General features: G+C 29.5%; 14 protein-coding genes. 7 read left to right on the top strand and 7 right to left on the bottom strand.

What is annotated here, in order from left to right; genetic code table 11:
• Positions 1-10 precede the first annotated feature (10 nt).
• The 5 genes from FNZ64_RS14375 (at position 11) to FNZ64_RS14355 (ending at position 5,495) form a co-directional block, all read left to right on the top strand.
• Positions 11-976 (top strand): ABC transporter permease, encoded by a 966-nt coding sequence (locus FNZ64_RS14375; RefSeq protein ID WP_142415702.1) that lies wholly within the window; start codon positions 11-13, stop codon positions 974-976.
• A 13-nt stretch (positions 977-989) separates the two neighbouring features.
• Positions 990-1,832 carry an ABC transporter permease gene (locus FNZ64_RS14370; protein WP_142415701.1) on the top strand — a complete coding sequence of 281 codons (843 nt, stop codon included), beginning with the start codon at positions 990-992 and terminating at the stop codon, positions 1,830-1,832.
• A gap of 11 nt (positions 1,833-1,843) precedes the next feature.
• The gene (locus FNZ64_RS14365; RefSeq protein WP_142415700.1) at positions 1,844-2,815 is read left to right on the top strand and encodes an ABC transporter ATP-binding protein; all 972 of its coding nucleotides are present in this window, start codon (positions 1,844-1,846) and stop codon (positions 2,813-2,815) included.
• The gene (locus tag FNZ64_RS14360) at positions 2,808-3,776 is read left to right on the top strand and encodes an oligopeptide/dipeptide ABC transporter ATP-binding protein (protein ID WP_142415699.1); all 969 of its coding nucleotides are present in this window, start codon (positions 2,808-2,810) and stop codon (positions 3,774-3,776) included. The genes FNZ64_RS14365 and FNZ64_RS14360 overlap by 8 nt, the downstream gene beginning before the upstream one ends.
• 117 nt (positions 3,777-3,893) lie before the next feature.
• A complete protein-coding gene (locus tag FNZ64_RS14355) occupies positions 3,894-5,495 on the top strand; it encodes an ABC transporter substrate-binding protein (protein ID WP_185903808.1) in 1,602 nt (533 codons plus the stop codon).
• A gap of 57 nt (positions 5,496-5,552) precedes the next feature.
• On the opposite strand, the gene FNZ64_RS14350 is transcribed toward FNZ64_RS14355, so the two are convergent.
• From FNZ64_RS14350 to FNZ64_RS14320, 7 genes are all read right to left on the bottom strand, one after another.
• On the bottom strand, positions 5,553-7,163 hold the full coding sequence (locus tag FNZ64_RS14350; RefSeq protein WP_142415697.1) for an ABC transporter substrate-binding protein: 1,611 nt from the start codon (positions 7,161-7,163) through the stop codon (positions 5,553-5,555).
• A 112-nt stretch (positions 7,164-7,275) separates the two neighbouring features.
• The gene (locus tag FNZ64_RS14345; RefSeq protein ID WP_142415696.1) at positions 7,276-8,220 is read right to left on the bottom strand and encodes an ABC transporter permease; all 945 of its coding nucleotides are present in this window, start codon (positions 8,218-8,220) and stop codon (positions 7,276-7,278) included.
• Positions 8,213-9,181: an ABC transporter permease gene (locus tag FNZ64_RS14340; RefSeq protein WP_142415695.1), complete on the bottom strand. Its 969-nt coding sequence runs from the start codon at positions 9,179-9,181 to the stop codon at positions 8,213-8,215. The genes FNZ64_RS14345 and FNZ64_RS14340 overlap by 8 nt, the downstream gene beginning before the upstream one ends.
• 414 nt (positions 9,182-9,595) lie before the next feature.
• Positions 9,596-10,537, bottom strand: a complete 942-nt coding sequence (locus tag FNZ64_RS14335) for a putative manganese transporter (protein WP_142415694.1) — start codon at positions 10,535-10,537, stop codon at positions 9,596-9,598.
• A gap of 247 nt (positions 10,538-10,784) precedes the next feature.
• Entirely contained in the window at positions 10,785-11,639 is an 855-nt protein-coding gene (locus tag FNZ64_RS14330) for a CAP domain-containing protein (RefSeq protein WP_142415693.1), read from the bottom strand.
• Positions 11,640-11,916: 277 nt separating this feature from the next.
• Positions 11,917-12,813, bottom strand: a complete 897-nt coding sequence (locus tag FNZ64_RS14325; protein WP_142415692.1) for a polysaccharide deacetylase family protein — start codon at positions 12,811-12,813, stop codon at positions 11,917-11,919.
• Positions 12,814-12,831: 18 nt separating this feature from the next.
• A complete protein-coding gene (locus tag FNZ64_RS14320) occupies positions 12,832-13,044 on the bottom strand; it encodes a hypothetical protein (RefSeq protein WP_142415691.1) in 213 nt (70 codons plus the stop codon).
• A 241-nt stretch (positions 13,045-13,285) separates the two neighbouring features.
• Here FNZ64_RS14320 and FNZ64_RS14315 point away from each other — a divergent pair, with 241 nt between their 5' ends.
• Entirely contained in the window at positions 13,286-14,227 is a 942-nt protein-coding gene (locus tag FNZ64_RS14315) for an AEC family transporter (protein ID WP_341472641.1), read from the top strand.
• Positions 14,228-14,247: 20 nt separating this feature from the next.
• Positions 14,248-15,078, top strand: coding sequence for a sulfurtransferase (locus FNZ64_RS14310; RefSeq protein WP_185903807.1), 831 nt, complete (start codon positions 14,248-14,250; stop codon positions 15,076-15,078).
• Positions 15,079-15,134: the final 56 nt, after the last annotated feature.

Here is a 15,134-nt window from a genome sequence, read left to right as displayed (position 1 = left end):
GGGAAGCACAATGAATAAATACATAAGCAAACGTATTTTTACAGGAATTATAACCATAATATTTTCCTTTTGTCTTACCTTTTTTATAATAAGATATGCGCCTGGTGACCCTATAAAAGTTATAGCAGGCACAGAGAATCCTAATCCTGAGCTTATACAGCATATTACAATTAAATACGGGTTAGACAAGCCTATTCCAGTTCAATTTGTAAATTATATTAAAAATATATTAAAAGGTGACTTAGGATATTCATATATAAGTAATGAACCTGTATCAAAGTTAATTGGAGAAAAAATATTTGCTACAATTATACTTACACTTACAGCATCTATATTATCAGTTTTAGTTGGGACTTTTCTTGGTATATGTGCTGCAAGGAAAGTTGGTTCCATATTAGATAGGATAATGTGTGGGATCTCTTATGTTTTTGATGCTCTTCCAGGATTTTGGTTAGGGCTAATTCTTATTCTCATATTTGCATCCACATTAAAAATTCTTCCTACCTCAGGAATGTATGATATAAGAGCAGGTAATAAAGGGTTTGTCTATGTTTTAGATGTTGTTAAACATATGATTTTGCCTGTTACCACTCTTTTTATAATTCAGACTCCAATATATTTTAGAATTTCAAGAGCCTCAGTGCTACAAACTATGTCAGAGGATTTTATATTAGTTTTAAGAGCTACAGGAATGAATGAGAGAAGGATATTTAACAAATATGTATTAAGAAATGCCATAATACCAACCATTACAATACTAAGTATGTCTTTGGCCTTTATGATTGGAGGAGTTACACTTATAGAAATAGTTTTCGCATGGCCTGGCATGGGAAGGCTTGTAATGGATGCAATAATGAAAAGAGATTACCCACTGCTAACAGGAATATATTTGATGCTATCAATATCTATTTGTGTAGTTATGATAATTACAGATATTATTTATGCCTTAATAGATCCAAGGATTAGGTTTGAATAAGGATGTGATGTTTATGAGGAAGAAAATTAGATACATAACTAATAAAATAAATTCGGTTAATGAACTTAAAATAGGAATAATACTTCTTATAATTTTAATATCAGTGGCAGTATGTGCACCACTAATTGCTACAAAAAATCCTAATTTTTTAAATGAAGATTTAATTGCAAAACCATCATCTAAATATATATTTGGCACAGATGGTCTTGGTAGAGATGTATTTAGTATGGTGATTTATGGATCTAGAACATCACTAAAAATAGGAATTGTAGTTGCAGTAATTTCATCTGCCATAGGAGTTTTGGTAGGGGGTATATCAGGGTATATTGGCGGAAAAACTGACAAAATAATTTCAGAAATCCTAAATATATTTATGATGCTACCAACCTTTTTTTTAATACTTATAGTTATTGCAATCTATGGAAGTAGCTTAACTAATTTAATTATTGTTATGGCCTTAACTAGTTGGACAGGAACTGCAAGATTAATGAGGGGACAAGCAATAGCTTTGAGAGAAAGAACTTTTATTAAAAGTGCACAGACAATTGGAGAAAGTCATACTAGAATATTATTTAAACATATTATACCTAATGGACTTTTCCCTATTATAGCAGATTCTACTATGGCAGTTTCATCTGCCATTTTATCTGAAGCAGGTTTGTCTTTTCTAGGGCTTGGAGATCCCAATATTATAAGTTGGGGTAAGATTATTTCTCATGGTAAGATATATCTTCCTAATAGTTGGTGGATATGTACATTTCCTGGCCTTGCAATTATATTTACCGTACTTTCTTTTTATTTAATTGGTGAGGGAATTAATCGTATATTAAATCCTAAATATAATGAGACAAATTAAGGGGAGATAAAATGTCATTACTAGAGATTAAAAACTTAAATGTTATATATAAAGTTAAAGGAAAAGAAATTAAAGCAGTAAAAGATTTTGTATTAAATGTAGAATCACAGGATTCTATTGGAATAGTGGGAGAGTCTGGTTCAGGAAAATCTACTCTTGCCATGGCGATTTTACAATTACTTTCTCACAAAACATCTGAAATTACAGGGCAGATTCTATTTCAAGGATCTGATTTATTAAAAATAAATGAAGAAGAGTTAAGAAAAATTAGGTGGAAAGACATAGCGGTGGTATTTCAAAAATCAATGAATTCATTGAGTCCAGTACATAAAATTGGTGTTCAAATGAGTGATATATATAAAGTTCATGAACCAAAAACAAAGGATAAGGAAATTAAGGAAAGAATATTGGAATTATTTAATCTTGTAAATCTTCCTCATAGAGTGTTTGATTATTATCCACATGAATTATCTGGTGGTATGATGCAGAGGGTAAGTATAGCTCTTAGTCTAATATTTTATCCTAAATTATTAATACTAGATGAAGCTACCACAGCACTGGATGTGGTGACTCAAGGACAAATATTAGATGAAATTCTTATGCTTGAAGAAAAGCTAAAATTAACAAGAATAATGATTACTCACGATGTATCTATAGTAGCTTCTACCTGTAAAAAAATTGCTGTTATGTATGCAGGGTATCTTCTAGAATTTGGTTATGTATCAGATGTGCTTATAAAACCTAAGCATCCTTATACAAAAGAACTTTTAGCTTCCTATCCCTCTCTTACAGGGAAAAAGGAAGAATTAACTGGAATAAAAGGTTCACTACCTAATCTTAGTATGGAGCCTAAAGGGTGTATATTTGCAGACAGGTGTAAAAAGGCCAAAGAGATTTGCTTTATAAAGAGTCCTGAAATGATTGATTTATCTAAAGAGTGGAAGGTGGCATGTCATTTGGTTGGAGGTGAAGAAGGTGAGTAGTTTACTAGAAGTAGATAATTTAACTAAGGAATACGTTCAAAAAAAGAAAAATCAAATTATTAAAGCTGTTAATGGAGTAAATTTTTCTCTAGAAAAGGGAAAAGTTTTAGGGGTCATAGGTGAGTCAGGATGTGGAAAATCTACTCTTGGAAGGTTATTGGTGGGATTAGATAAGCCAACACATGGTAGCATTAAGTTTGGAGGAGAATCAATAGAGAAAATTTTTAGGAAAGATCCCTTAGAATTTAGAAGAAACTGTCAAATGATTTTTCAAAATCCTTTTGACACCTTTGATCCAAGAAATAATATTAAAAATATTTTAACTACTGCATTAAAAATACATAGTATAGGAAGTTCTAAGGAAGAAAGAATAGATATTTGTTTAGATATCATGGAGAAATCAGGCATAAAACCAGCAAGGGATTTTTTAAATAGATATCCTCATGAACTTTCAGGTGGACAACTTCAAAGAATATCTATAATCAGAGCAATGCTTTTAAATCCAAAACTCATTATTGCAGATGAGCCTGTTTCTATGCTAGATGTATCTGTTCGTGCAGATATAATAAATGTATTATCAAAACTTACAAAAGAAGAAGGTGCAGGAATGGTTTTTATAAGCCATGATATTGCCACTACTCGATATATATCTGATGATATTGCAGTAATGTACCTTGGAAAAATAGTTGAAATAGGAAAAACAGATCATATTATTCAAAATCCACAACATCCATATACAAAGGTTTTAATATCGAATTGTGGCTCTATAGATCCAGGTGAAAAACGTAATGTAATTAAAATTAGTGGGGAACCACCAACACCAGTAAACCTAAACCAAGGTTGTTACTTTTCATCAAGATGCTATAAGGTGTGTGGCAATTGTAAAGAATCATATCCACCTATGGTGGAGGTAGGACAGGGACACTATGCAAGTTGCTTTTACTTAGATCTTAATAGTTAAATCTGGAGGTGATAAAAATGATTATTAAGCTACAGAGGTACAATTATTGGAATTCAGCTTAATAGTTTATTACTAAAGCTGTACCAATAAATATTAAAATAAATGGGGGAAATAAAAGTGAAAAGAATATCCTTAATATTGGCTATGTTATTATGTTTTGGCTTATTTGCGGGTTGTGGAAATGCTAACAGTGATAGTAGCAAAAACACTAAAGATAGTGAAAATAAGGCACAGCAAACTGCAAAAGAACCTAAAAAGGGTGGCACATTTGTAGTATCTGTGGAGAGGGAACCACAAACATATAATCCTGATGCACAAGCTGATGATGGTGCATATATAGTAATTCAAAATGTTTTTAATAAACTTGTAAAAATTAATGGAAACGATCAAGTTATCCCAGACCTTGCAAAGAAGTGGGATTTTTCAGAAGATGGTAAGACAATAACTTTCCACCTTCAAGAAAATGTAAAGTGGCATGATGATAAAGAGTTTAGTTCCTCAGATGTAAAATGGACTTTTGATCAAATAATAAAAGAAAAAGGATTTGCTTCAGATTCTCTTTCAGACATAAAAGAAATTACTTGTCCTGATAAAAATACGGTAGAATTTAAGCTAAAGGAACCTAATTCTGGTTTGTTAGGATATATTGCTTGGTTTGGTACATATATAATGCCAGAACACGTATATAAGGGAACTGATTGGCTTAAAAATCCAGCAAATCAAAAGCCTATAGGAACAGGCCCATTTAAATTTGTTGAACACAAAAAAGGACAAAGTGTAACAATTGAAAAAAATGATAACTATTGGGGTGATAAACCTTATTTAGATAAAGTTGTATTCTCCATAATTCCTGATAAAAATACTGCATATCAATCATGGTTAAACGGAGAAATTGATGAAACTAGAAATGGAGTACCAACAAATGAACTTGGCAAGTATAAGGACAATAAAGAGTATGTAATATATAACAAACTTTGGCCAAACAAAGGTTATATACATTTCAATGTAAAGAAAGGCAAATTTGCAGATTTAAAAGTTAGACAAGCAGTAGCGTATGGTATTGATAGAGATGAAATATTTAATAAAGCTTTAAAGGGAATGGGACAAAAATCAGAATACTTTATATCACCACTTTATGATTGGGCAATAAATAAAGATGCTAAACTTCCAGAAAGAGATATTAAAAAGGCAAAAGCATTACTTGAAGAGGCAGGATATAAAGCAGATGATAAAGGAATTTATTTTACTACAACAATGGATACTTATCCAGGATTTGAAGATATAGTAGAAGTTTTAAAGTCGAATTTTAAAGAATTTGGTATAGATTTAAAGGTTAATGCAATGGACGATGCGTCTTATGACGATAAGGTTTGGAATGGTCGTAACTTTGAATTAACAATGCTTGGAGGATATCAAGGTCCAGATATATCAGCTATATCAAGCCGTTTTGCTGCTAAAGGATCAATGAATTTAGGTGGATACAACAATCCTAAGATGGAGGAACTTTTAAACAAGGGAGTAACTCTATCATCAAAAGAAGATAGAGCACCTGTATATAAGGAAGTACAAAAATTATTATCAGAAGATTTACCAGCGGTGTTCTTATATGAAAAAGGAGCAAAATTAGTTGTTAAATCTTATGTAAAAGGTCATCCAGCTGGAGATGTTGCTGATAAAGCATCCGAAGCAGAATTTACTTATGTTTGGTTAGATAAATAGAAATAAAATAAGCACTCCATAGGAGTGCTTATTTTATTTTGAAAAAGTATTTTTATTCTATTCAGTAAAGTATAATTTAGATAAATCTTCAAACATATAAATTGGAACTAATTTAGCCTCTTCAACTCCAGCTAATTTTTTAGTAGCTCCAACTTTTGATATAGAGTAATCAAGAGTGTATACAGAAGCATCTTCAGCTATGATTTTTTGAACTTTTTCATACATTTCTTTTCTCTTAGCTTCATCTTTTTCAACTTTAGCATCATCAAATAATTTATCTAGTTCCTTATTTGAGTGTTGAGAAGCATTAAAGGATGCTTTAGTGCTATAAACTTCGCCATAAGCACTTGGTTCATCTCCCATAACGTAACCGTTTATTATAAGATCATAATCTCTTTCTTTTTCACCCATAAGTTTAGCAAAGAAAGTTTGAGTGTCTATAGACACAGCTTCTACATCAATACCAATTTCTTTTAATTGTTGTTGAACTACAAGAACCATTTTCTTTTCAGTTTCGTCTTCACCTTTATACATGAATTTAAGTTTTCCCTTAGATACACCAGCTTTTTTCATTAATTCTTTAGCTTTGTCCATGTTATGTTCATATTTTTCTATATCTTCAGTATAAAATTTTGCAGAAGGTGGCATTACGGAATAAGCTTTTTTAGTTAATTCAGTTGTACCAGCATCTGATTTTAATATTTCTTCTTTATTTAAAGCATAAGAAATTGCTTGTCTAACTTCTTTCTTTTGAAGTATAGGATTTTTTGTGTTAAATACTATGTAATTAACCATTCCTTCATCAAAAGTGTAAGTTTTAAAGTTTTCATCTTTAGAGTATTTTAAATATTTTTCATCAGAAAGATATGTTGCTGTAATTTCACCATTTTGGAAAGCAGCTGAAGTTGCATTAGAGTCTGAAGAAATTCTAAATACAAATTTTTCAACGCTTGGTTTTCCATTATGATAGTCATTGAATCTTTCAAGAGTTAGCATTTCACCTTTTTTCCATTCTTTAAATTTAAATGGACCTGAACCAACAGGTTTTGCTGTTGAAGCTTCAGCTTTTTCCATGCTTTTTTCTTTCTCAAATATATGTTTTGGAATAGGTCTAAAGTCACCTAAAGCTGATTCAAATGGAACATATACTTGAGGTAATTTAAATTCAACAGTTAAGTCATCTTTTTTCTCAACTTTTACATCCTTATCATTTATAACAAAGCTCCCTCTAGCCTCAATGTTTTGATTTTTATCTAGCAGAGCTTTAACTGTATAAACTATGTCATCAGCAGTGATTTTTTCACCATCATGCCATTTTAAACCATCTTTTAGTGTTAAGGTATAAGTTAGCATATCTTCAGAGATTTTTAAATCTTTTGCAAGACAGTATTCTTTTTTACCATTATGTTCTCTAAATAGTGGATCAAATAGAGCATTACTTACAGTATAAGTAATTCTATTATATCTAAAGAATGGATTTAAGCTAGTAGGGTCTGTAGATGCTGATAGAATAACAGTGCCTCCATCCTTTTTCTTGGCAGTATCAGCTTTTTGTTCTTGAGCTTTGCCATTATCTTTTTTCTTGTCGTCAGCAGCTTTATTACCACATGCAGCTAAAGAAAGTGCTAGACTGACAGAAAGTAAAGTAGCAATAAGTTTCTTTTTCATTTTGTTCCCCCCAAAATTATAAATTAAAATTTATTAATAAGCACTATAGACTATTAAGTTTATAATACTTTTTAAACTTTTAAATAAATTATATTACTTTTATCAATGGACATTATTTTTTATTTATCTTAGGCTCCAAGGCAACTCTTAAGACATCTCCAAGTATATTAAAACTTAATACGGTAAGTAGTATGGAAAGGCCCGGGAATAGGGCTATAAATGGAGATTGTGATAAATATCCTTGCGCTGTTTGCAACATACTTCCCCAGGAAGCAGTTGGAGCTTGAACTCCAAGACCTAAGAAACTTAGGGCGGATTCTGTTAATATAGCGCCCGCAATTCCTATGGAAGATACTACAATAACTGTAGGCATAACATTTGGAATTATATGTTTTTTTATCATATGCCAACTAGAAGCACCCATGGAATGGGAAGCTAGTACATACTCCCTTTCTCTATAGGAAAGAGTTTCTGAACGAACTATTCTAGCAGTGTCCATCCAACCAAATATACCTATAATTATAATTACATTTTTTAATCCTGGCTTTAAATAAGCATTTGCAATTAATATAAGAAAAAAGGTTGGAATGCACATTAAAACATCAATACACCTCATTATAAGTTTATCTGTTTTTCCTCCAATAAACCCACTAAAGGTTCCAACAAAGGTTCCAATAACTACAGAAATTATCATGGATAAAAAGCCTACAGTAAGGGAAACCCTTCCACCATAGAGTATTCTAGTGAAATAATCTCTTCCTAATTCATCTGTACCAAAAAGATGTTTAAGTGAAGGTGGATTTAATCTTTCTGATATAGTTATTTTATTTGGATCATATGGAGATAAAAATGCAAATATAGAGCAAAGAAAAACTACAATTAAAATTGTACATGAAAAGAAAGCTAGTTTATTTCTTTTAATTTCTCTAATTAGATTATCTATATATCTATTTTTATCTAGAAATAATTCCTCTTCTGATAAAGAAGATAAATCTCTATTAATAAATTTAAAGTTTTCTTCAGTAAATAATTGTTTTCTATCTAAGGTTTTATTCATTTTCATCACCCACCACCCTTATTCTAGGATCTATTACCCCATATAGTAAATCTGCAATTAAGTTTCCTATTATAAGTAATGTAGATGACAACATTGTAATAGCCATTATAACAGGATAATCTAGGCTTAAAATTGAACTCATACCTAATTTTCCCATGCCTGGCCATGCAAATATAGTTTCAGTAATAAATGCACCAGTAAATATTCCGGGTAAACTCATACATAAAATAGTTATTAAAGGTAGTAGTGAATTTTTAAGTACATGTCTTCTCATTACTCTATTTTTAGAGGCTCCCTTTGCTAAGGCGGTTTCAACATAATCTTCTTCCATTTGTCCTATTATGCTAGAACGAACATATCTTGTTAAAACTGATACATTAGGAAAGGTAAGTACTAAACAAGGAAGTACCATATGCCATATAACATCTAAAATAGAGTCTTCAACTCCTATAGTATGCATACCTATGCTTGGAAATAGTTTCAACCTAGAAGCAAATAGACTTATCATCATCATACCAAACCAAAAGCTAGGAATAGATATTCCTATATATGTAATAACAGTAAAAATAGTATCCCATAATTTATTTCTATGTGTTGCTACATATATTCCTAAAGGTACAGATATTATTATTGATAACAATAATGAACTTCCCATTAGGAGAAGTGTAGGCCCCATTCTAGAACCAACTTCTATAGAAACTTTTTGGTGAGTTATCATAGAGTAACCTAAATCTCCTTTTAAAATATTGCCAAGCCATATAAAATATCTTATTACCATAGGTTTATCTAGTCCCATATTGTGTTTTATTCTTAGAATTTCTTTATAATCCATATCAGGAGTTATAAAGGCTTGTACAGGATCACCAGGAGCCAAATTCATAAGAATAAATGAAACAAAAGAAATAAAAAACAGCATGGGTATAATGTTTAATATTCTTTTAAATAGCAGTTTTTTATTCATAAAATCACCTTTGAGTATATAATTTTCTTAACATGTCAAAATATTTGTAGAAAATACTTTTATTTTGCTAGCCAAAGCAATTCTATAATAAAATAAGAAGATATTCAATGAAAAGGGGAGAACTATAGAAAGAATTTATAGATAAGCATTGTATTATAGTATAAACAAATAATGTTTAATGTTCTTTTAGGAAGTTAAATTAAATATTAGAGTATATATAATTTTATGGAAAAGGAAAACACAATGATAATAATAAAAAATCACATATTTAAATTAGTATCTGTAATTTTATAAAAAATAAAAACACCTTGTAATATTTAAAATTACAAGATGTTTTTATTAAAGAAAGTTATTTTCATGGCTTAGTCTTTAGTAAATTACAAATTTTTAAAAGTACTAAATAAGATTATATTACTAAAAAAATATACTTGTTAAAAATCCACAAATTATAGCCGATAGGTATAAGACTAAGGTTATATAAATAGCAGATTTTCTGTTTTCTTTTTCTCTAAATAATAAAATAAGAGCTAGGCCTGCATTTGCACTTAAACCACTTATTAGTGCGCTATAACTTAAGGTTCCCATGGAATATACAGAAACCAATGCTACAGAAGTAGCGCAATTTGGAATAAGTCCTATTAAAGAAGAAATCAATATTTGAAGTGTAAGATTTCTAGAGCCAATATCTATTAATGAGGATAGTTCCTTTATTTCTAATAATATATTTAATATAAATGTTACTATTAAAATATATAGGGTAACTTTTAATAGTTTTTTTCCAGAGTGCTTAAAAATATGCCCTATACTAGTATGATCTTCTTCAGTATTAAAATCACTATGTGTATGACCATGATGGTGATCATGGTTTTGGCTATGAAAATGGACACTTTCTTCTATACAACAATCGCAAGGACTTACTTCCAAGTCTTTTATAGGATTTAGAGCTAACTTAGTATTCTTTTTAAATATGAAATCTATAGAATACCCTATTAAAACTCCTAATACTAATTTTGTTATAATAAGAGGAAGTACAGTTTTAGCATCCTTTGGATTTGATATCATCAGTGGAATGGCCTCATCAGAGGTGGATATAAAAACTGATATCATGGTACCTAAAGTAATAAGTCTTTCAGAATAAAATCCTACAGCTAAAATTGATATACCACATTGAGGTATGATTCCAAGTAGGGCACCTAATAGGGGGCCTAATTTACCTGCTTGTTTAATTTTATTGTTAAATTTGTTACCATATTTACTTTCTAGATACTCCATTAAGAAAAATACTATAAAAAGTAGAGGGATCATTTTAATGGTATCTTCCAGTGCGTGAGTTAAACTATGTATTAAAATATGCATAATATTAATCTTCCTTTACAAAAATTTTAGCACATGCAAATGAATTGCATATGCATATTATAAATGGAATTTAATATAAAATCAAGGGGTTTTCCAAAAGTTGTTTAGTTTTCTTTTATTAGAGTGGATAGTCATGGGATAAATTAAATATGAATATAATAAAACTAAAAAATAAAATCAAAGGGATTGTCCAATTTAATTAAGAACAATCCCTTTGATTAAAACAAATTTTTATCTACTTAAATTATTATTTTCCTATAAATGATTGTGTCCAGTATAATCTTCCATTAGAATCTTTAGCAATTCCAACACCAAGGTCTGTGAAACTTCCATTTAATATATTAGCTCTATGGCCAGCAGAATTCATCCAACCGTTCATAACTTCACTTGGAGTTCTTTGTCCCATAGCTATATTTTCACCTGCAGTTCTATAAGATATACCAAATTTACTCATCATATCAAAAGGTGAACCGTAAGTTGGTGAAGTATGTGAGAAATAATTTTTAGTTGCCATATCTTGTGATTTTAAAGTTGCAACCTTATTAAGTTCAGCATTTAATTTTAAAGGTTTTAATCCTGCCTTAGCTCTTTCTGCATTTACAAGGTTTAAAACCTCTTGTTGGTATTGAGAAAAATTACTACTAGTTTGAGTAGTAGGGTTTGCAACTGGTTTTACAGCAGAGGTAGCTGGCTTTGGAGCAGGAGTAGTTGGTTTTGTAACAGGTGTAGCTGGTTTTGCAGTAGGTTTAACTGGTTTTGCAGTTTGATTACATGAACCACCAGCACAAGAGTTAACTAAGTTGTTTTGAGTACATGAGTTACTATTGCAAGAAGTTCCTAATATATTTTGGTTACATGATTTACTTAAACCACAGTTTGCTAATATATTATTTATAGTATTAGCGTTTAAATTTCCGCAAGTATTATTTAATATTTTAAAGTTTGAATTATTTACTGAGTTACAATTTAATACTTTTACTGGGTTACAAGTTGAATTAGTTGCTACATTGCAATTTAGACCAATTGCATAAACTGAAGAACTTAAAGACATTGAAATTAAAGTTGCAGTAGTGATTGATAAAATTTTTGATAGTTTATTCATTTTATCATTCCTTCCTTTTTTTATAAGATTTGTTTGGTAAGGACTTGTGACTATATTAACACAGTATTTTTTTCATTCAAAGTTAAAATTATTGGACTGTTAGGAAGGACATGCCATAAAACCGTATAAATCTACTATAGAAATGAATCATATCATTAATTTACCAGTATAAAAATGTAAATAAAATATGAACGATTATTGATAAATCATTGATATAGCTCAAAAACAATAAAAAACTCTACTGAAATGTTATGAATAAATCAGTAGAGTCTCTTTACTATTTTATATTTGGTTTAACAAATTGAGCTGGGTAAGAATCCTTTGTCATTTTATCAAATTCAAATCCTTGTTCTCTTAAACCTTTTATTATTTCAGGAAGTGCATCTGGAGTAGTAGTCTTTGGATTTAAGTCATGCATTAATATTACAGCATGTTTAACTTGTTTGCTTTCGGATAATACACTTCTAACAATTTTGTCCTTTTGTTGAACCATGGCAGAGGCATCTGTAGAATCTACATTCCAATCAAAATGTGTATATTCTTTAGCCATTTCATCTACTATTTGTCTCATTATTTTTCTGCCACCGTAATTATAACTTATAGTATTGTTTGATCCGCCAGGGTATCTTAATATATGACTTGGAGCCTCGCCTGTAACTTCTTCTAAATATTTATCTAACTTTTTAACATCAGCTTTAAAATTATCTACAGAAGAATATACTTTTCCGTAGTCATGACTATATGTATGATTTGCTAGAACATGTCCATCTGCAACTATTGCTTTATATTCTTCTTCTAGGCCAGGATGTCCATTTACAAAGAAAGTTGCTTTTATGTTATTTTCCTTTAATATTTTAAGTATTCTAGTAGTATTTTTAGATGGACCATCATCAAAAGTTAAGTAAGCTATTTTGCTATTTTCTCTTTTTTTAACTACATCTGCTTTTAACTTTTTAACGTCATCTTGCAATTTATTTATTTCCTCTAAGGATTTTTTATTGTCTTCTTTTAAAGTAGATACTTTTGATTCTATTTTTTTATTTTCGTTTTTAGATATTATTGCTTGTGTTTGTGTAAATATTGCCATAGCGAAGGAAGCTAAAAACAAACAAAATACCACAACTTTAACTAAACTTAAAGATTTTTTATTACTTCTTCTATTAGTACGCCTCATTAGTGGAACCCCCTTATATTATTTAAGTTTATCTTCTAATTGTTGTTTTTCTTTTAAAAGCTTGTCCTTTTCTTGGGATAGATTATTTTTTTCTTTTTCTAAAGATTGTACTTCACTATTTAACTTAGATGTTTGTTCTTTTAGTTTACTAACAGAACTATTATTAAAGTATACAAGTGCAAGACTAGCTATAATTAAAACACACATTAAAATTCCAAATCTTTTTTTCATAAAATTCTCTCCTAACTAAATTATAATTCCAATAATATTATACACTTTTTTGTCATATATTAAATTACAATTGTGTAACAAATAAAAATTTTGGCGATTAAGGAAGAAGATTTAGAGTTTTAATGAATTTACAAACCTAGTTATATGCTAATATTTAGTGTAAAATAGATTCATAACTAAAATATAATTTTATATGTAATTAAAATATAATTTTACCATTGGGGAGTGAAAATATGGGGCGATAATTAAGGCTATAGAAGCTATAATTAGCATGATGATTATTATTTTTTTTGGATTTATGTTAACTAAAAAAGGTTGGTACACAAGGGAAACTTCGAAAAACTTAATAAAAATAGTTGTGAATTTTTCCATACCTTGTATGATGTTTAACACGGTAGTAAATAATTTTAATAGAGAAACACTTATAAGTACTTTTAATAATATCCATGTACCATTTGTATCTATAGGGGTTTCCTATTTGGTAGCTATTATATACTGTAGAATTTTTAGAATTCACAAAAATAGGGGGCTTTTTAAATCCATGTTTTTTAATTCTAACACTATATTCATGGGTATACCTATAAACTTAGCTCTATTTGGAGAAGATAGCCTACCTTATGTATTAATTTATTATGTTGCAAATACTATGTTTTTTTGGACCTTTGGAGTATATGAAATAAGTCTAGATAATAAAAAGTTAAAAGCCAAGAATTCTATTAGAAAAACACTAAAAAATATATTTTCACCAGCTCTATTAGGATTTGTATTTGCAATATTATTTACCATTTTAAATATTAAATTACCTAAAGCTATATTAGATAGTAGCAAATATTTAGGAAGTTTAACTACTCCTGTAGCCATGCTATTTATTGGAGAGAGCTTATATTATACAAATTTAAAAAAACTAAGATTTACTAGAGAAGTAATTGGTGTTTTACTTGGAAGGTTTATAATTAGCCCACTTATTTTATTAGGTTTTGCGCAGAGTTTTAATGTGGAGTCTTTTCCTAGGAATATATTTTTTATACAGGCAGCTATGCCAGTTATGACTAATACAGCTATTATTGCTGAGGCTTATGAAGTAGATGGGGATTATGCAGCTTTAATGATAGCATTAACCACTGTAGGTTCTTTGATTATGATTCCGCTATATATATTTTTTTTAACTTATATAATAAATTAACATAAATGGGGGAAATAAAATTGAAAAATTTTGTGAGTATTAATTGGTTAAAAGATAATTTAGACAGAGAAGATTTATTTATATTTGACTGTAGATTTAATCTAGAAAATTTAGGGTATGGAAGGAAAATGTATGAGGAAGCTCATATAAAAAATGCTCATTTTATAAACTTAGAGGGAGATTTATCTTTAAAACCTAGTGAACATGGGGGTAGACACCCACTTCCATTTGTAGAAGAATTTGTGAAAAAGCTGGAATCTTATGGACTTTCTAATAATAACAGAGTAGTAATTTATGATGATGGGGATTTTTCAAGTGCTCCTAGATTTTGGTGGATGCTAAAATATATAGGATTTGAAGAGGTCTATGTTTTAGAAGGGGGTTTTTATTCATGGAGTCTTAAGGGATTTCCTATGAGTAAAATAGAACCTAAGAGAACACTAGGTAGTATACAATATGATATAGATAAGAATATGATTTGTGATATAAATTATGTAAAATCTAAAATAGATTCAGAAGATACATTAATTATAGACTCAAGAGATAGAAATAGATATTTAGGTATAGAGGAACCTATGGATAAAAAACCTGGACATATACCAAATGCAAAAAACTATCCATGGAAAGAAAACTATGCAAATTTTACAATTAAGCCAGAGAAAAAAATTAAAGAAAGATTTAAGAATTTAGCTGAATTTAAAGAGATAATAGTATATTGTGGTTCTGGTATAACAGCTTGTGCTAATATAATAATTTTAGATGAAATAGGAATTAAAACTAAGCTTTATAGTGGAAGTTATAGTGATTGGGTTAGCTATGAAGATAATCCAGTGGTACTTTCAGAAGATTAATAGAAGGGAGGGAAATTTAGTGAGTTAAGATCTAGGTATAAAAACTCACTAAATAA

This window comes from Hathewaya massiliensis, from assembly GCF_902143515.1.
GTDB lineage: Bacteria > Bacillota > Clostridia > Clostridiales > Clostridiaceae > Hathewaya > Hathewaya massiliensis.
The sequence above is the reverse complement of the archived record's forward strand: the minus strand, read 5'-3'. Positions and strand labels throughout refer to the sequence as shown.

Coding starts and splice junctions, on each gene's coding strand:
- FNZ64_RS14375 (WP_142415702.1), top strand. CDS start 11: ATGAATAAATACATAAGCAAACGTATTTTTACAGGAATTATAACCATA.
- FNZ64_RS14370 (WP_142415701.1), top strand. CDS start 990: ATGAGGAAGAAAATTAGATACATAACTAATAAAATAAATTCGGTTAAT.
- FNZ64_RS14365 (WP_142415700.1), top strand. CDS start 1,844: ATGTCATTACTAGAGATTAAAAACTTAAATGTTATATATAAAGTTAAA.
- FNZ64_RS14350 (WP_142415697.1), bottom strand. CDS start 7,163: ATGAAAAAGAAACTTATTGCTACTTTACTTTCTGTCAGTCTAGCACTT.
- FNZ64_RS14345 (WP_142415696.1), bottom strand. CDS start 8,220: ATGAATAAAACCTTAGATAGAAAACAATTATTTACTGAAGAAAACTTT.
- FNZ64_RS14340 (WP_142415695.1), bottom strand. CDS start 9,181: ATGAATAAAAAACTGCTATTTAAAAGAATATTAAACATTATACCCATG.
- FNZ64_RS14335 (WP_142415694.1), bottom strand. CDS start 10,537: ATGCATATTTTAATACATAGTTTAACTCACGCACTGGAAGATACCATT.
- FNZ64_RS14330 (WP_142415693.1), bottom strand. CDS start 11,639: ATGAATAAACTATCAAAAATTTTATCAATCACTACTGCAACTTTAATT.
- FNZ64_RS14325 (WP_142415692.1), bottom strand. CDS start 12,813: ATGAGGCGTACTAATAGAAGAAGTAATAAAAAATCTTTAAGTTTAGTT.
- FNZ64_RS14320 (WP_142415691.1), bottom strand. CDS start 13,044: ATGAAAAAAAGATTTGGAATTTTAATGTGTGTTTTAATTATAGCTAGT.